Source organism: Acidibrevibacterium fodinaquatile, assembly GCF_003352165.1.
Taxonomy (GTDB): Bacteria; Pseudomonadota; Alphaproteobacteria; order Acetobacterales; family Acetobacteraceae; genus Acidibrevibacterium; species Acidibrevibacterium fodinaquatile.
On record NZ_CP029176.1, the window covers coordinates 1,203,882 to 1,219,970 of the forward strand.

Genomic DNA, 16,089 nt, shown 5'->3' on the forward strand with positions numbered 1-16,089 from the left:
TTTCTGAAGAAAAAGAAGCAAAAAGACTTTTGTCCGTTGGGTAGTGCCCGCGGCAAGAAAACGGATAAAGTTTTTTTGGTTCTTTTTTTTTTGTAAAAAAAGAACCGCTTTCTTAAGTCTTATTCCACGACATTCCTTGGCCGCTGGCCCGCCAGAATGGCGGCGATGCCGTCGAGCGCAAGCGCCCCCATGGCATCGCGGGTCTCAACCGTCGCGCTGCCGAGATGAGGCAAAAGGACGACATTTTCGAGGGCGAGATAGCCAGGATCGAGCGCCGGTTCATTATTATAGACGTCGAGCCCAGCGAAGGCGACGTGGCCGCTTTTGAGCGCGGCGATGAGGGCGGCATCGTCGATCAATGTCCCGCGCGCGGCATTCACCACCACCGCGCCGCGGGGCAATTGCGCGATGCGCGCGGCGTTCAGCCAGTGGCGCGTGCCTTCGCCGCCCGGCGCATTCAGCGACAAAACCTGGCACTGGGCGAGAAACGTCGCGTCATTGTCGTGAAAGATCGCGCCTTTTTCGAGATCCGGGGACAGCCGCGCCTGGTCGCGGTAATGGATTTCCATGCTGAACGCGGCCGCCATGCGGGCGACCTCGCGGCCGATGCGGCCCATGCCGAAAATGCCGAGCCGCCGGCCCGAGACCTGGGTGCCGAGGAGCTGGGTCGGCGCCCAGCCATGCCACTTCCCGGCCCGCAGCATCCGCTCCCCCTCGCCGGCGCGGCGCGCTGAGGCGAGGATCAGCAGCATGACGATCTCGGCGGTCGCGACCGAGAGCACGTCCGGTGTGTTGCAGACCGAAATTCCGCGGGCGCGGGCGGCGGCGATGTCGATGTGATCGAAGCCGACGCTAAACGTGCCGATGGCTTTGACGCTCGCCGGCAAGGCGGCAATGGTCGCGGCATCCAGCCGATCACCGGGCGCGGTGAGGATGGCATCGGCGCCCTCGGCATGCCGCACGATTTCGGCGCTCGTATAGATCCGATCCTCCGGGTTGAGCCGCGCCGCGAACAGGCGCGCGGCACGGTCTTCGACGGCGGCGGGCAGGCGGCGGGTGACGAGGAGGGTGGCCTTGGTCATGCGCAACTCCAGAAAATGCCGGCAATCGGATCATGCCCGGAAATCGGGTCATAGAGGGTAGGCCGTGGACCGGTTCCCTTATGGGAGGAGAGACATCGCCTCTCATGCGCGCCATCATGGCTGACCGGCGCCGTTTGGGAAAGGCCCGGCGCGGAAAATTCCCCTCTCACCGCCCTGTTCGGCCAGCACCGATCACATTTTGGCGCGCATCTTAAAAAAGGACATAGTTTCGGGTATCGATGGGGCGCGTTATAAGTCCGCTACTGGTCCGGGCAAGCCTCCGGAGGCGGAGGGTTTGGCGCGGCCGGAGCGGCTGTGCTAACCCCTCTGGCGGCACGATTTCGGATTGGCAAATAAAGGCGAGCACGGTCGATGTGGATTGTTCAAGTCGCTTTGCGACGACCCTATACCTTCGTCGTCCTCGCGATTCTGATTCTGTTATTCGGCACCCTTTCGGCCATCCGCACGCCTAAGGATGTCTTCCCCTCGATCGACATTCCGGTCGTCGCGGTCGTGTTCCAGTACAACGGGATGCTGCCGAACGACATTTCCGGCCGCTTCGTCTATTTCTTCGAACGCACGGTGATGGCGACCACGGTCGATATCGAGCATATCGAATCCAATTCGATGATCGATTACGGCATCGTGAAGATCTTTTTCGACAACCACGTCAATATCTCGGCGGCGTTGTCGGAGGTGACGGCGACGGCGCAGGTGGTATTGAAATTCTTCCCGCGTGGCTCGGTGCCGCCTTTCGTCTTGTTTTACAACGCCGCGTCGATCCCGGTCATCTCGATGACCGCCTCCAGCACGACGGTGCCGGAGACGATCCTGTTCGACTATGCCAATAATGTCATCCGCCCGGCGCTCTCCTCGGTGCAAGGCACCGCGATTCTGACGCCCTATGGCGGCAAATACCGCATGGTGATCGCCGATCTCAACCCAGAGGAGATGCAGGCGAACGCGCTTTCGCCCCAGGACGTCACCAATCAGCTCAACCAGCAAAACCTCATTCTGCCCACGGGAACGCAGAAGATCGGCAAATATGAATGGGACATGATGCTGACGGATCAGCCGCGCAGCATCCCCGAGATGAACAATTTCCCGATCAAGAAAGCCAACGGCACCGTCATCTATATGAAGGACATCGCCTACGTCCATGACGGCGCCATTCCGCAAACCAACATGGTGCGGGTGAATGGCGAGCGCGCGATCCTGATGCCGGTGGTCAAGGCCGGCGCGGTCTCCACCCTCGACATCGTCCAGGGCGTGAAGGATCGCATGCCGCTGATCGAGGAGACCGTGCCCAAGGGCATGGAACTCCATCTCGTCGGCGACCAATCGGTGTTCGTGCGCGCGGCGATCGAGGGGGTGGTGCGTGAGGCGATCATCGCCGCGGTGCTGACGGCGCTGATGATCCTCTTGTTCCTGGGCTCGGTGCGTTCGACGATCATCATCGCGGTCTCGATCCCGCTTTCGGTTTTGTCTTCGATCGTCGTGCTCTCGGCGATCGGCCAGACCATCAACACGCTGACGCTCGGCGGGCTCGCGCTCGCGGTCGGCATGCTGGTCGATGAAGCGACGGTGACGATCGAGAATTTCAACTATCACATGGAAATGGGCAAAGACATCGAGACCGCGATCCTCGATGGCGCGCAGCAGATCGTCATCCCGGCGCTGCTCTCTTTGCTTTCGATCAGCATCGTGTTCGCGCCGATGTGGCTGCTCACCGGCGTTTCCTATTATCTCTTCACGCCGCTCGCGGAAGCGGTGATCTTCGCCATGGTCGCCTCCTTCATCCTCTCGCGCACGCTGGTGCCGACGATGGCGGTGTTCATGCTGCGCGGCGTTGCCGAACATCATCAGCAGGAGCTGAAAAGGAAGGAGGAGGGCGGCGAGCACGCGCATGCGCACCCGAAATCGCGCAATCCCTTCGTGCGCTTCCAGCAAGGCTTCGAGCGCGGTTTCACCCGCATGCGCGATGGCTATCATAGCGTGCTCGCGGGCATCCTTGCCATTCGCTATGTTTTCGTCGGGGTGTTTCTGGCGTTCACGGTTGGCTCGGTGGTGGCGCTCGGCCCCTGGCTCGGGCAGATTTTTTTTCCCGGCGTCGATGCCGGGGTGATGTATCTGCATATCCGTGCCCAGACCGGAACCCGCATCGAGGAAACCGCACGGCTGGCGCAAGAGGTCGAGGACTATATCCGCACGGTGATCCCGAAAGACCAGCTCAAGACCTTCGTCGACAACATCGATCTCCCGGTTGCCGGTATCCCGCTCGCCTATCTCAGCACCGGCTCGTTTGGCCCGGAGGACGCCGACGTTCTGATCACCCTCGATCGCGACCATCACGGCCCGACCGCCGATTATGTCGCCTATTTGCGGCGGCAATTGCCGCTGCATTTCCCGGGCACGACGTTTTATTTCATGCCCGCTGATATGAACACGCAGATTCTCAATTTCGGCCGCCCATCGCCGATCGATATCCAGGTCACCGGCCCCGATCTCGACGACGATTACCGCTTCGCCTTGCGGCTCTATCGCGACCTGGTGCGGGTGCCCGGTCTCGTTGATACCCATCTCGCGCAGCCCTTCAATTATCCGACGTTTCAGGTCGATGTCGATCGCAGCTACGCGATGATGGTCGGCCTGACCGAAGCCGATGTCACCAATTCGATGCTGACCTCGCTCTATTCCAATTATCAGGTCAGCCCGAATTTTTATCTCGACTACAAAACCGGCATCACCTACTTCCTGGTCGGCCAGACGCCGCAATATCGGATCGATACGATGAACGATCTGATCAACATGCCGATCTCGAATCCTGGGAATTTCAAGACCTCTGGCAAGACCACGCAGATTCTCGGCGCGCTGGCCACGGTCAAGGTGGTCGGCCGGCCCGGCATGGTTTCGCATTATAACGTCCAGCCGATGGAGGAGATCTTCGCTGCCGTGCAAGGGCGCGATCTCGGCGGCGTGTCGGGCGATATCAACCGCATCATCGCCGCCAACTTGAAATACCGCCCGCCGGGTGTCGCGGTTGCGGTGCGCGGGCAGGTGGATACGATGAACACCGCCTATGCCCAGCTTTTTGCCGGCCTGATCGGCTCGGTGGTGCTGATCTATCTTTTGCTCGTCGTCAATTTTCAGTCCTGGCTCGATCCCTTCATCATCATCACCGCGTTGCCGGCGGCGATCGCCGGCATCGTCTGGATGTTGTTTGTGACGGGAACACCGCTTTCGGTGCCGGCGCTGACTGGCGCGATCATGTGCATGGGGGTCGCGACCGCCAACTCCATCCTCGTCGTGGCGTTTGCCCGCGAGCAGCTGGCGGAGGGGATGAATTCGACCAAGGCGGCGCTCGAAGCCGGCTTCGTGCGGCTGCGCCCGGTCTTGATGACGGCGTCTGCGATGGTGATCGGCATGATCCCGATGTCGCTCGGGCTCGGCGATGGCGGCGAACAAAACGCCCCGCTCGGCCGCGCCGTGATCGGCGGCCTGCTGTTCGCCACCGTCTCAACCCTGCTCTTCGTCCCCACCGTCTTCGCGATCCTCCACCGCAAAGACAATGCCAACGCGCCAACCCCGGAAGGGCCGCGCGGAGCAGCGGCCGAGCATGGCCAGCATTAGCCCTCTCTCCCGATGATCGGGGCCTGGCCGGCAACGGCCGGGCTCGTCATCTTCGCTTGGGGAATTGGCAGGTCGGTGCCAGAGGCGTACTCTTCCCGCTCTGAAGGAGAGAGCATATGCGCCGCATTCTGCGCTTGGGCTTGTTCTGTGTTGCGTTCGCCGCCGTCGCCTTCGCCGCACACGCGCGCGTGCTGCGGCTTGAACTGACCGCGGTCGAGGCGCCGGCGTTCGGCGGCATGGCGTTTGGCGCAAGCGGCCAATATGAGCGCATCACCGGCATCGCCCATGGTGAACTCGACCCGACCGATCCCGCCAATGCCGGCATCCAGGATCTCGCCCTCGCCCCACGCGGGCCAGATGGCAAGGTCGCCTATGCCACGCCATTCGTGATCCTGATGCCGATCGCCGCCGATCGCGGCAACCACATCCTGCTGTATGACGTGGTCAATCGTGGCCGACCCTTGGCCCCGGGGCTTTATAACCGCGGCGGCAGCGCCTCGGAAATCGGCGATGGCTTCCTCGAACGTCAGGGATTTTCGTTGGTCTGGAGCGGCTGGCAGGGCGATCTCCCGCCCGAGACCCCCTTCGCTTTCCCCGCCCCGATTGCGCACGCGCCCGGCGGCGGGGTCATCACCGGGCCGGTGCGTAAGGATTTCGAACTTTTTGAGCCGCGCTCGACCTTTGCTCTCGGCGCGACCGATCTCGGCCAGGGCGTTGCCTATCCCGCCGCCGATCTCAGCGCGCCCGGTGCGATGCTGACCGAACGCGTCCATCAAGACGATCCGCCACATCTTGTTGCGCGCGAGGATTGGGCCCTCGCTGATTGCACGAAAACCCCGTTTCCTGGCACGCCGAGCCCGACTCATCTCTGCCGCCGCGGCGGCTTCGATACCAATCACATCTATGAATTCACCTATACCGCGCGCGACCCGCGCGTGCTTGGGCTCGGCTTTGCCGCGACCCGCGATTTGGTCGCTTTTCTTCGCCACGAGACCGCCGATGAAAACGGCATCGTCAATCCGCTCGCCGGGCGTATCCGCGTCACGATTGCCCATGGCACCTCGCAAAGCGGGCGGTTTCTGCGGAGCTTTCTCGATCTCGGCTTCAACGCCGCTCCCGGCGGCGGGCGTGTTTTCGACGGCATGGTGGTGCATATCGCCGCTGTCCGCCTCGCCCTCAATCAGCGCTTCGCGCAGCCGAGCGCGGCCTCGATGCAGCATGAGGAACATCTCGCGCCGACCCAGGATTTTCCCTTCACCTGGCAACAAAGCCGCGACCCACTCTCAGGCACTCGCGCCGGCATTCTCGACGCCTGCACAAAAACCCGCACCTGTCCCGAGATTTTTCAGGAGCTGAGTTCGATCGAATACTGGAACAGCCGCGCCGCCCTCGATACCACCGACGGCGCCGGGCATGATCTTCCGCTCCCTGCACAGGTTCATCTCTATCATTTCGCCGGAACCCAGCACGTGCTCGGGCTCAGGGCCGGGCCCTGCGACTATGCGCAAAACCCCAATTCCTATCTCGAGGCGATGCGCGCCCTGCTTTTGCATCTTGCCATGCTGCTTGAGAAAAAGACGCCGCCGCCGGCGAGCCGTTACCCCCGCGTCGCCGACCACACTTTGGTCGAGCCCGCCGAAGCGGCGCGGATTTTCCCGCGTATTCCAGGGGTTGCCGGCAATGCCCTGATCAATGACATGCCGGTCATGCTGCGCGGGCCGGGCTTTGACGCGCGGCGCGAATCCGGCATCCTCGGCGAGCCGCCGGTCGCCAAAAGCAACGCCCGCTATGATGTGCGGGTGCCGGCGGTCGATGGCGATGGCAATGAGACCGATGGCGTGCGCTCGGTCGCGCTCCAGGCGCCGCTCGGCACCTATACCGGCTGGAATCTGCGCAAGCCGGGGTTCGCCGAAGGCGATCTCTGCTATCTCGTCGGCAGCTTCTTCCCCTTTGCCCGCACCCGCGCCGAGCGCGAAGCGAACGGTGACCCGCGCCCCTCGCTCGAGGAGCGTTATCGCGACCATGCCGGCTATGTCGCCGCCGTCACTGCGGCGATCGCGCGCCAGAGCGAGGCGGGGTTTCTGCTTCCCGAAGACGCCGCTCGTCTCCGCGCCGAAGCCGAGGCGAGCGACGTGTTGCGCTGAGGCGCGGCCATGCGCGGCGCTTGACCGCGGGGCGGCGACGGATGAAACAGCCCATGAGCGAACTGGTCAGCAAGGGGCGGGCATGAGCGAGACTTCCGATCGGATGGGTGCGGCGCAGGAACAAGCGCGCATTCTTGCCCACGCGCTTCCCTTCCTTCGCCGCTACGCCGGGGCGACGATCGTCGTCAAATATGGCGGCCACGCGATGGGCGATGACGCGCTGGCCAAGCAGTTCGGCCGCGATATTGCCCTTCTCAAGCAGGTCGGGGTCAATCCCGTCGTGGTCCATGGTGGCGGGCCGCAAATCAACGCCATGCTCGAGCGCCTTGCCATTCAATCGACCTTCGTTAATGGCCTCCGGGTCACCGACGCGGCGATGGTCGAAGTGGTGGAGATGGTGCTCGCCGGGACTGTCAATAAGGAGGTCGCGAGCCTGATCAACGCTGCCGGTGCGCTCGCGGTCGGGATTTCGGGCAAGGATGGTGGCCTGATCCGGGCAAAGAAGCTCACCCGTAGCGCGCGCGACCCCGAGAGTCATATCGAGCGGGTGCTCGATCTCGGCTTCGTCGGCGAGCCGGAGCGGATCGATGTCCGCGTCATCCATGCTCTGACCGGCGCTGGGCTGATCCCGGTGATCGCCCCGGTCGGGATCGGCGGCGATGGCGCGACCTACAACATCAACGCCGATACCGCCGCCGGTGCCATCGCCGCCGCGCTTGGCGCGACCCGTCTTCTGATGCTGACCGACGTCCCCGGCGTGCTCGACGCCGAGCGCCGGACCATCCCGGAGATGACCGTCGCCGAGGTCGCGCAAGCGGTCGCCGATGGTCGGATCACCGGCGGCATGATCCCGAAAGTCGAAACCTGCGCCGCGGCCGTTGTCGGCGGCGTTCAGGGCGCCGTCATTCTCGATGGCCGCGTCCCCCACGCCGCCCTCCTCGAACTCTTCACCGAAGGCGGCGTCGGCACCCTGATCAAGCCCTGAGCGCCGTCCTCGAGGGGGCAAGAATGCCCGCGCCGTCAGCGGCCGACGAAGCGCGGCTTCTGCTTGGCAAGGAAAGCGCGGGCGGCATTTTGGAAATCCTCGGTCTGCGCGAAATCATTGACCGCGCGATCCTCCTCCGGCGTGATCGGCAGTGGCCCGCGCAGCTTGCGGATCGCCGCCTTATGAAAGCGCGCCGAAAGCGGGCTGCCCTCGCTGATCCGTCGTGCCAGCGCCATCGCCTCCTCGGCCACCTTGGCATCAGCAACGACGCGCGAGAGCAGGCCCTTCGCATAGGCCTCATGGCCGTTGAAAATCCGGCCTTCGATCAGGATTTCGGCAACGACGCCGGTCCCGACCATCTGGATGATCGGGTCGATCTCGGCATAGGGATACCAGATGCCGAGATTGCGCGCGGTGATGCCGAAGCGGATAGTTTCGCCGCCGACGCGAAAATCGCACATCGTCGCGATCCCGGCGCCGCCGCCGAGGCAGATGCCCTCGATCTGCGCCACCACCGGATGGCGGCAGAGCCGGATCGACTGCATGCTTTCATGCAGCATGTCGGCGTAGCGATCCTCCGCGTCACGGCTGCCGCGTTCGGTCGCGAAGGCGGAAATGTCGGCGCCGGCCGAAAACGCGCCGCCCGCGCCGCGCAGCACGACGCAGCGCAGGGCCTCGTCCGCCGAAAGCGCCTCCATGATCTCCTTCAGCCGTCGCCACATTGCGAGATTGAAGGCGTTGCGGCGCTCCGGGCGGTTGAAGGTCACGATCGCGATCACATCCTCGCGGGTGACGGTGAGGTGGGTGTCCGTCTGATGGGGTTCGGCCATGGTGATTTTGCTCCTTTATCGCGGCAAAATGTCACGCCAGCGGGAGATCGTCCATGCTCGGCCGGCCCGTCGCGAAGCGCCAGTGATGCCAGAGGAGACGCGCGGCAAGGCTCCGCCAGGGCCGCCACGCCTCGGCGAGCCGACGCAGCGCCGCTTCACGCGGGCGCGAAGCAAGCCCTCTGAGATCGGCCAGTGCCGCGGCCAGGGCGAGATCGCCGGCGGGAAACACATCCTCGCGCTCCAACGCAAACAGGAGATAGATTTCCCCGCTCCAGCGCCCAAGCCCGCGCACCCCGGCGATCGCCGCGATCGCCGCCTCATCCGCCATCGCGGCCAGCCCCGCCTGGCTCAGCCGACCGCTTGCGAACGCCTCGGCAAGCGCCCGGGCGTGGGCGATTTTCGGGCGCGACAATCCCGCCGCGCGCAAATCCTCATCGCCGAGCGCAAGCAGCCCCGCGGGCGTGATCGCGCCGGGAAGTGCGACCAGCCGGCGCCAGATCGCCGCTGCCGCCTGGTTGCTGATCTGCTGGCCGCAAATCGCTTGGAGGAGGCCAGGAAACCCGCCCGCCCGGCGCCGCCAGGGCAGGGGGCCACAGCGCGGCTCGATCGTGGCAAGCAAGGGATCGCGCTGGGCGAGCGCCTGGAGCCCAGCGCGGGCGGCGCGGGGCGGTTCGGGATATCGGTTTTCCACCATCTCTTTTCCTTGCCTGTTCGCTCGCCAGCGCCGCTGCCTGCCGCTCGCCCCATGCCCCGCTTTGCGCGGCGGCGCGCGGCCGGCCACTCGGTTGAAAAACCAGCCGACATCGCTATCCTGCCGGCCATCCCGCGACCAGAGAGGACGGCCATGCCCGCCGGCGATACCCAGTCTTCCGACACCACCACCGCAGCCCCGACCACGATCACCCCCACCGAGATCATCCATGTCGATCAGCGCGTGGTCGCCTGTGACGGCGGCGACGGCCCGCTTGGGCATCCCCGCGTCTATCTTCGCATTCCCGACCGCGAGGTGATGTGCCCTTATTGCTCGCGGCTTTTCGTCGTCAACGAGGGCGTCGGCCCGGCTGACGGACATTGACCGCCCGGCCGCCCGCGCCATGACCGAGACCGCCGCGGCCGCACCGCCGCGCTTGGTGCTGATCGACGGCTCGGGGTTCATATTTCGCGCTTTTCACGCGCTGCCGCCGATGACGCGGCCGGACGGCACGCCGGTGAACGCCGTGTTCGGCTTCGCCAACATGCTCGCGCGGTTTTTACGTGAGCATACCGGCACCCATCTCGCGGTGATTTTCGATGCCGGGCGGCATACGTTTCGCAGCCGCCTCTATCCCGCGTACAAAGCCCAGCGGCCGCCGCCGCCGCCCGAGCTGGTGCCGCAATTCGCGCTGGTGCGCGAGGCGACCGAAGCTTTCGGCGTCCCCGCGATCGACGCGGTTGATTGGGAGGCCGATGATCTGATCGCGGCCTATGCCCGCGCCGCCGAGGCGGAGGGTGGCGAGACGGTGATCGTCTCGTCCGACAAGGATCTGATGCAGCTCATTCGCCCTGGCGTCAGCCTGCTCGATCCGATCAAGCAAAAACCGATCGGCCCGGCCGAAGTGCGCGAAAAATTCGGGGTCCCGCCGGAAAAATTGATCGATCTTCAGGCGCTGATGGGCGATGCCGTCGACAATGTTCCCGGCGTTCCCGGCATCGGGCCGAAAACCGCGGCGCAATTGCTCGGCGAATTCGGCGATCTCGAGGCCGTACTCGCCGCGGCACCGGCGATGAAGCCCTCGAAGCGCCGTGATGCCCTGATCGAGAACGTCGAAATGGCACGCTTGTCGCGGCAATTGGTGACGCTGCGGGAAGACGCGCCGCTTCCCCGGCCGCTCGCCGCCCTCGCTCTCGCCGAGCCGGATCGCGCGCATCTGTCGGCATGGCTTGCTGCGCAGGATTTCCGCAGTCTCCGCCAGCGCCTCGGCCTCGATGCGCCCAGCCCGGCCGCGCCCGCCGCCAGTGCGCAAAGCCCGGCGGATCCGCCGGGCCAGGCCGGCTTCGGCCCCTATGAGACCGTGACCGATGGCGAAACCCTGGCGCGTTGGATCGCCGAGGCCGCGGCGCGGGGCTATCTCGCCCTCGACACCGAGACCGATGGGTTGGATGCGCTGCGGGCGCGGCTCATCGGCGTCTCGCTCGCGACCGCCCCGGGCCGCGCCTGCTATCTGCCGCTCCGCCACGAGGAGGGGAGAACCGCGCTCACCCCGGAGGCGGCTCTGGCCGCGCTGGCGCCGCTTCTGGCCGACGGATCGGTCTTGAAAATCCTGCATAACGCCAAATTCGACCTCGCCGTCCTTGGCCGCGCCGGGATCGCGGTGGACATCGCCCCGATCGACGACACCATGCTGATCTCCTACGCCCAGGCCGCCGGCGCGCATGGCCATGGGATGGATGAGCTGGCGCTGCTCCATCTCGGCCATCGCCCGATCTCCTATGACGAGGTCACCGGCACCGGCCGCGCGCGCCTTACCTTCGCCGCCGTGCCGGTCGAACGCGCGACCGCTTATGCCGCCGAGGACGCCGATGTCACGCTCCGGCTGTGGCATCGTTTGCGCCCCGACTTGCGCACCAACAAGGCGCTGGCGCTCTATGAGCAGATCGAGCGGCGGCTGATCCCTGTGCTGCTGGCGATGGAGAAGGCGGGCGTTTTGGTCGACGCCGCCGAACTCTCACGCATTTCCGTCGAATTCGCGGCGCGCATGGCGGAAATGGAGCGCGAGATCCATGCCCTCGCCGGCCGCCCCTTCAATCTCGCAAGCCCGAAGCAGCTCGGCGAGGTGTTGTTTGACGAACTTCGGCTGCCCGGCGGCAAGCGCATGAAAACCGGCGCCTGGGGCACCGATGCCCAGGTGTTGCAAAGCCTCGCCGAGGAGGGCCACGAAATCCCCGCCCGCATTCTCGCCTGGCGGCAGTTGGCGAAGCTGAAATCGACCTACGCCGATGCCCTGGTCAACCAGATCAACCCCGAAACCGGGCGCGTCCATACCAGCTTTGCCATGGCGGTGGCCAGCACCGGGCGGCTTTCCTCGACCGACCCCAATCTGCAGAACATCCCGGTGCGCAGCGAAGAGGGCGGGCGCATCCGCCGCGCTTTCATCGCCGCGCCAGGACATGTTTTTGTCAGCGCCGATTATTCGCAGATCGAACTCCGCCTCCTTGCCCATGTCGCGGACATCCCCTCGCTCAAGGAGAGCTTCGCGCGCGGCGAGGATATCCACGCCCGCACCGCCTCCGAAGTGTTCGGGGTGCCGATGGCGGGGATGGACGCGCAAACGCGGCGGCGCGCCAAGGCGATCAATTTCGGCATCATTTACGGCATCAGCGCCTTCGGGCTCGCCCGCCAGCTCGGCACCACCCCCGGCGAGGCGCGGCTTTATATCGACACCTACTTCGCCCGCTATCCCGGAATTCGCGCTTACATGGAGCGGATGAAGCGCCTTGCTCGCGAGCAGGGCTATGTGGAAACGCCGTTCGGCCGGCGCTGCTACATCCCGGGTATTGCCGACCGCAACGCCGCCCGCCGCGCCTATGCCGAGCGCCAGGCGATCAACGCGCCGCTGCAAGGGGGGGCGGCTGACATCATCAAGCGCGCGATGGTGCGGCTCGCGCCCGCTCTCGCCGTGTCCGGCCTCGGCGCGCGGCTTCTCCTCCAAGTGCATGACGAATTGCTACTCGAAGCGCCAGAGGCGCAAGCCGAGGCCACCGCCGCCCTCGTTGGGAAAGTGATGCGCGAGGCAGCGCAGCTGAGCGTGCCGCTGGTGGTCGCGACCGGCGTCGGCGCGAATTGGGCGGAAGCGGCGCACTGAAGAACGAGACAAGAAAAATCTTCTTTTTCTGAAGAAAAAGAAGCAAAAAGCGGTCTTATGTAGCAAACACCACCAAAGGCGAGGTGGTGTTATGAGACGAATTTCATGGATAGTCTTCTTCATAGCCTTCATTGGGATTTGTGACGCTATTCCATGGCAGGCCTCCGCGCATTTCCCATTTGTCGAAAGCGATTTTGTCATATCTAAAGGTTTGCCATCGCACATTCCAAAAAACGTCTCTAAATTCTACCCTTCCTACAATGTGATCATGATTTCCGAAATCTGGAACGCTAATTATAATGTATTTCTGTTCAGGCCACATAATAAAACGCTCTTTAATTCGCTTGCAAGTTTTGCTATCATCAAACATATCAACATTCATCTCGGGCGGGAGAATGTCTTTACAATAAATCAAAATATCTTTTATAATAGCAGACGTCCTGCCAATATTTGCTATAAACAAATTTACGTTATTAAGAGGACTGTTGAGAGTGGCATTTTTATCAAAATACAGATAAGGTCTATCAGGGAGATTCATTTTTCTTGTTTGCTCCCGCGCGGCTTCGGCCATGGTTTGATAATGCCACAAGCTTTTTTTCATAATTTCAGAATTGGATCGGGAAATATTAATGGAATCTCTAGAATCGACTACGGCTTTGCGCGTTTCCCACCACAAAAAGGCCGTGAACAGACCCAAGATCAGCGTGCAGATAGACAAGAAAAATGTGAGTGTAGTAATGGGTTGCCAAGTGCTGGGCGACCACAAACTCTCGACTATGGTCATCTTATTCTCTATTCGATTGGTGGGTTAATTGGTATCGCTATTGGCCTACTTATTAGATTGTGGGTATATTTTTATGAAAAATATTTCTACCGTCGCGGATATTAAGGAGGCAGAATTCAGGAATTATGGGTAAAAACTCTACCGAGTATAATCACGAATTTGTGAATAGATTTTTGGTTTTCTGCAAGCTAAGACTTATTATGGAGTCTTGTGCGACTCAATATTGACATTCGTCTCTGCATACTATAAAACCCCCTCCGCTTTGCTCGGTTTTGCAGAGCATAACGGAGGGGTGGCTGAGCGGCTGATAGCACCAGACTGAAAATCTGGAATACGGGGCTGCAACCCCCGTATCGCGGGTTCGAATCCCGCCCCCTCCGCCATTCCTATGGCATCAGAGGCGATTTAACCGCGATGATGGTTTTTAGCATAAATGGCCGAATCTGACAAGTGTTTTTGTATTCCGTCTAATATGAAACGATTGATTCCTAAAGAAAATATCATGGCAAGCATTCATCCAAGATGAAGTGTTTTGCACTCTATGGCATCGAGGCATTGAATCAAAAAAACTGCCGTAAAGCTTCCTCGCGAAAGCTTATTGGAAATGTTCCGTTCGGAGTCATGCACTCCTATAGCGGCCAATTTCTCCGACAAATCCCGGTAGCTCAGGTTGCGCTTTTTCAACTCCCCCTTGAGCAGTCCCTTTACCCGGTCTTGCCATTCCTCATCCGTCATGCCTCGCTCCATATCCGAGAGAAAAATCATCATATATGATGTTTTCCTCATTGACAAGGGGCGCGCAAACCATCATATTCAGTGATGTTCATCATCATATGTGGTGGTTCCAATGTCTCAGCATTTCCTCCTATCGGCAAAGGCGCGGTCGCTCTCTCTTGGGGCTGTCATGCGCATGGATGATGGGCTGGTTGAGCAGACATTCCGGGCAATCCGTTGGCCCGATGGCAAGCCGGTCTGCCCTGGCTGCGAGGGCGAGAAGGTCTATGACTGTGTGAGAAACCGCTTCCGGTGCGCGGCCTGCCGCAAGGATTTCTCTATTACCAGCGGGACTATCTTTGCATCCCATAAGCTGCCTTTGCGCACGTATCTGGCTGCCATCGCCATCTTCGCCAATGAGGTTAAGGGTAAGTCGGCCTTGGCGCTCTCCCGTGATCTGGATGTGCAATATAAGACAGCCTTCGTCCTAGCTCATAAGCTGCGCGAGGCAATGGCGAATGATCTCAAGGGCATGAGGGTTGGCGGGATTGATAAGGTGGTTGAGGTCGATGGCGCTTACTTTGGCGGGTATGTGAAGCCCACGAATCACAAGGAGAACCGCCAAGATCGCAGGAAAGCCTCTAATCAGAATGACAAGAGGCAAGTTGTGGTTGTGGCGAGGGAGCGCAAAGGCAAAACCCTGCCAGCCATCTTTGCCGCCGAGAAGCAATCTCTCCCCTTCATCTCATCGCGAGTTATGAAGGGCAGTCATCTTATGGCCGATGAGGCGCCGTCCTGGAATGATCTGCATGGGCGGTTTGACGTATCCCGGATCGACCACACCAAAGCCTATTCCATGCCTGAGATGGTGCATACCAATGGCGCTGAGGGCTTCTTTTCACGGTTGAGAAGGGGTGAGATGGGCCATCATCATCATATTTCCGGGCCATACCTTTTGCGTTATGCTCAAGAGAGCGCATGGCGCGAGGATCATAGAAGGGTTGACAATGGCTCCCAAGTCAAGGCCATCATAGACCTCGCCATGCACTCCAAGCCATCAGTGGATTTCTCCGGCTATTGGCAGAGGAATAGGAAATAAACGTAATTATATTGACATGCAAAAAAAATTTGCTATAATCTAAGCATGGGAACAAATAAAATACTCAGAATAAAAGCTCTAGAGGCCGCCAGAGATATTAGAGAGCCAGAAAACACGAGGCTTTACGACTTGATATGGGACGCCAATCAAATTTATTTCTGGCTTTTCATGGGCAAAATGCCGCCAAATGACTACGGAGTAGAAAATACTAATCATTGCACGGGGGGGGGAATACTGCTTAATTAAATCACCCTCTATTTCTAAGCGCCGCTTTTCATCATCAACTGCAAGAATGGAAATGCAGTTTGCTCCGTGCTTGACAAAGCATTCCGCTTTGTGATGATTTATCATTCTATTATAGAGATTTTCTGTTTGACCAAAATAAATATAATTATGATAAAATCCACTCTTGTCTTGATTCTCAGTTCTTTTGCTTATAAGATATACAACAGATATTGCTTTTAGCACGCTTTGTTGATCGTAAACATCAAACCGATAAGTTTCTCCAGATAAACCCCTGATATCTATTTTACCAATTTTTTCCATTTAATCTCCCCCATTTGGTTTGTTGCAATCTGAGGAAAGAAACCAAACCGTTGCCGCGCCATCACTCTCATTTGCAAACAGCCGACCCTTCCTCCTATGGAGGTCTTTGCGGACCTTCTCTAAGACGAAATTAACGTCCGCCGTGTCAGATAACTCAATGCCATATTTTGCCAATAACCGATTCGTGATCTCACGAACCGTCAAGGGGCATGAGGCATCCCGCATGACCTCTAAAATTCCTCTGGCAAAGGTGCCGTGAGGGAATATCCGGGATTTGCTCTTGGGCCGAATTGGCGGCAAAAGCCTGTGCTTGTAATTTGGATCAAAGGTCTTGAGGGATAGGGCTATGGCAACCTTTTGCTCAGATAAGGCTCGGAGTTTCTTGTTGAGGGCCATGATCTCGCCCTCGATCTCGGCATGCTTGCGGATTAGG

Annotated in this window: 13 protein-coding genes and 1 tRNA gene; 7 read left to right on the forward strand and 7 right to left on the reverse strand. The window is 60.7% G+C overall.

What is annotated here, in order from left to right; translation table 11 throughout:
• Nucleotides 1–119 precede the first annotated feature (119 nt).
• A complete protein-coding gene (locus DEF76_RS05855) occupies nt 120–1,082 on the reverse strand; it encodes a 2-hydroxyacid dehydrogenase (RefSeq protein WP_114911523.1) in 963 nt (320 codons plus the stop codon).
• 372 nt (nt 1,083–1,454) lie between these two features.
• On the opposite strand from DEF76_RS05855, the gene DEF76_RS05860 reads away from it, so the two are divergent.
• The 3 genes from DEF76_RS05860 (at nt 1,455) to argB (ending at nt 7,841) form a co-directional block, all read left to right on the forward strand.
• Nucleotides 1,455–4,712, forward strand: a complete 3,258-nt coding sequence (locus tag DEF76_RS05860; protein WP_114911524.1) for an efflux RND transporter permease subunit — start codon at nt 1,455–1,457, stop codon at nt 4,710–4,712.
• Nucleotides 4,713–4,828: 116 nt separating this feature from the next.
• Complete coding sequence (locus DEF76_RS05865; RefSeq protein WP_114911525.1) at nt 4,829–6,856, forward strand: alpha/beta hydrolase domain-containing protein; 2,028 nt, start codon at nt 4,829–4,831, stop codon at nt 6,854–6,856.
• An 82-nt stretch (nt 6,857–6,938) separates the two neighbouring features.
• A complete protein-coding gene (gene argB, locus DEF76_RS05870; protein ID WP_114911526.1) occupies nt 6,939–7,841 on the forward strand; it encodes an acetylglutamate kinase in 903 nt (300 codons plus the stop codon).
• 35 nt (nt 7,842–7,876) lie between these two features.
• Here argB and DEF76_RS05875 read toward each other — a convergent pair whose 3' ends face one another.
• Nucleotides 7,877–8,671, reverse strand: a complete 795-nt coding sequence (locus tag DEF76_RS05875) for an enoyl-CoA hydratase/isomerase family protein (protein WP_114911527.1) — start codon at nt 8,669–8,671, stop codon at nt 7,877–7,879.
• Between the two features lie 31 nt (nt 8,672–8,702).
• Nucleotides 8,703–9,365, reverse strand: a complete 663-nt coding sequence (locus DEF76_RS05880) for a DNA-3-methyladenine glycosylase family protein (RefSeq protein WP_114913701.1) — start codon at nt 9,363–9,365, stop codon at nt 8,703–8,705.
• Between the two features lie 150 nt (nt 9,366–9,515).
• Here DEF76_RS05880 and DEF76_RS05885 point away from each other — a divergent pair, with 150 nt between their 5' ends.
• Both DEF76_RS05885 and polA read left to right on the forward strand, forming a co-directional pair.
• Complete coding sequence (locus DEF76_RS05885; RefSeq protein ID WP_114913702.1) at nt 9,516–9,746, forward strand: zinc-finger domain-containing protein; 231 nt, start codon at nt 9,516–9,518, stop codon at nt 9,744–9,746.
• A 19-nt stretch (nt 9,747–9,765) separates the two neighbouring features.
• Nucleotides 9,766–12,513, forward strand: coding sequence for a DNA polymerase I (gene polA / locus DEF76_RS05890; protein ID WP_114911528.1), 2,748 nt, complete (start codon nt 9,766–9,768; stop codon nt 12,511–12,513).
• A gap of 103 nt (nt 12,514–12,616) precedes the next feature.
• Here polA and DEF76_RS19230 read toward each other — a convergent pair whose 3' ends face one another.
• Complete coding sequence (locus DEF76_RS19230; RefSeq protein WP_162800499.1) at nt 12,617–13,297, reverse strand: hypothetical protein; 681 nt, start codon at nt 13,295–13,297, stop codon at nt 12,617–12,619.
• A gap of 286 nt (nt 13,298–13,583) precedes the next feature.
• Here DEF76_RS19230 and DEF76_RS05900 point away from each other — a divergent pair.
• A tRNA-Phe gene (locus DEF76_RS05900) sits at nt 13,584–13,680 on the forward strand.
• 130 nt (nt 13,681–13,810) lie between these two features.
• Here the strand turns inward: DEF76_RS05900 and DEF76_RS05905 are convergent.
• The gene (locus DEF76_RS05905; protein ID WP_114913703.1) at nt 13,811–14,032 is read right to left on the reverse strand and encodes a DUF6471 domain-containing protein; all 222 of its coding nucleotides are present in this window, start codon (nt 14,030–14,032) and stop codon (nt 13,811–13,813) included.
• Nucleotides 14,033–14,144: 112 nt separating this feature from the next.
• Between DEF76_RS05905 and DEF76_RS05910 the strand changes: the two genes are divergently transcribed.
• Nucleotides 14,145–15,110 (forward strand): IS1595 family transposase, encoded by a 966-nt coding sequence (locus DEF76_RS05910; protein ID WP_114911530.1) that lies wholly within the window; start codon nt 14,145–14,147, stop codon nt 15,108–15,110.
• 78 nt (nt 15,111–15,188) lie between these two features.
• Here DEF76_RS05910 and DEF76_RS05915 read toward each other — a convergent pair whose 3' ends face one another.
• Together DEF76_RS05915 and DEF76_RS05920 are read right to left on the reverse strand one after the other, a co-directional pair.
• Nucleotides 15,189–15,656, reverse strand: coding sequence for a GIY-YIG nuclease family protein (locus DEF76_RS05915; RefSeq protein ID WP_114911531.1), 468 nt, complete (start codon nt 15,654–15,656; stop codon nt 15,189–15,191).
• Nucleotides 15,657–16,052 carry a hypothetical protein gene (locus DEF76_RS05920; RefSeq protein WP_205216118.1) on the reverse strand — a complete coding sequence of 132 codons (396 nt, stop codon included), beginning with the start codon at nt 16,050–16,052 and terminating at the stop codon, nt 15,657–15,659.
• Between the last annotated feature and the right edge of the window lie 37 nt (nt 16,053–16,089).

Excerpts from the sequence above, each read along its gene's own strand:
- DEF76_RS05885 (WP_114913702.1), top strand. The coding sequence starts at position 9,516 with ATGCCCGCCGGCGATACCCAGTCTTCCGACACCACCACCGCAGCCCCG.
- DEF76_RS19230 (WP_162800499.1), bottom strand. The coding sequence starts at position 13,297 with ATGACCATAGTCGAGAGTTTGTGGTCGCCCAGCACTTGGCAACCCATT.
- polA (WP_114911528.1), top strand. The coding sequence starts at position 9,766 with ATGACCGAGACCGCCGCGGCCGCACCGCCGCGCTTGGTGCTGATCGAC.
- DEF76_RS05875 (WP_114911527.1), bottom strand. The coding sequence starts at position 8,671 with ATGGCCGAACCCCATCAGACGGACACCCACCTCACCGTCACCCGCGAG.
- DEF76_RS05860 (WP_114911524.1), top strand. The coding sequence starts at position 1,455 with ATGTGGATTGTTCAAGTCGCTTTGCGACGACCCTATACCTTCGTCGTC.
- DEF76_RS05905 (WP_114913703.1), bottom strand. The coding sequence starts at position 14,032 with ATGACGGATGAGGAATGGCAAGACCGGGTAAAGGGACTGCTCAAGGGG.
- argB (WP_114911526.1), top strand. The coding sequence starts at position 6,939 with ATGAGCGAGACTTCCGATCGGATGGGTGCGGCGCAGGAACAAGCGCGC.
- DEF76_RS05865 (WP_114911525.1), top strand. The coding sequence starts at position 4,829 with ATGCGCCGCATTCTGCGCTTGGGCTTGTTCTGTGTTGCGTTCGCCGCC.
- DEF76_RS05920 (WP_205216118.1), bottom strand. The coding sequence starts at position 16,052 with ATGGCCCTCAACAAGAAACTCCGAGCCTTATCTGAGCAAAAGGTTGCC.
- DEF76_RS05880 (WP_114913701.1), bottom strand. The coding sequence starts at position 9,365 with ATGGTGGAAAACCGATATCCCGAACCGCCCCGCGCCGCCCGCGCTGGG.
- DEF76_RS05910 (WP_114911530.1), top strand. The coding sequence starts at position 14,145 with ATGTCTCAGCATTTCCTCCTATCGGCAAAGGCGCGGTCGCTCTCTCTT.
- DEF76_RS05855 (WP_114911523.1), bottom strand. The coding sequence starts at position 1,082 with ATGACCAAGGCCACCCTCCTCGTCACCCGCCGCCTGCCCGCCGCCGTC.
- DEF76_RS05915 (WP_114911531.1), bottom strand. The coding sequence starts at position 15,656 with ATGGAAAAAATTGGTAAAATAGATATCAGGGGTTTATCTGGAGAAACT.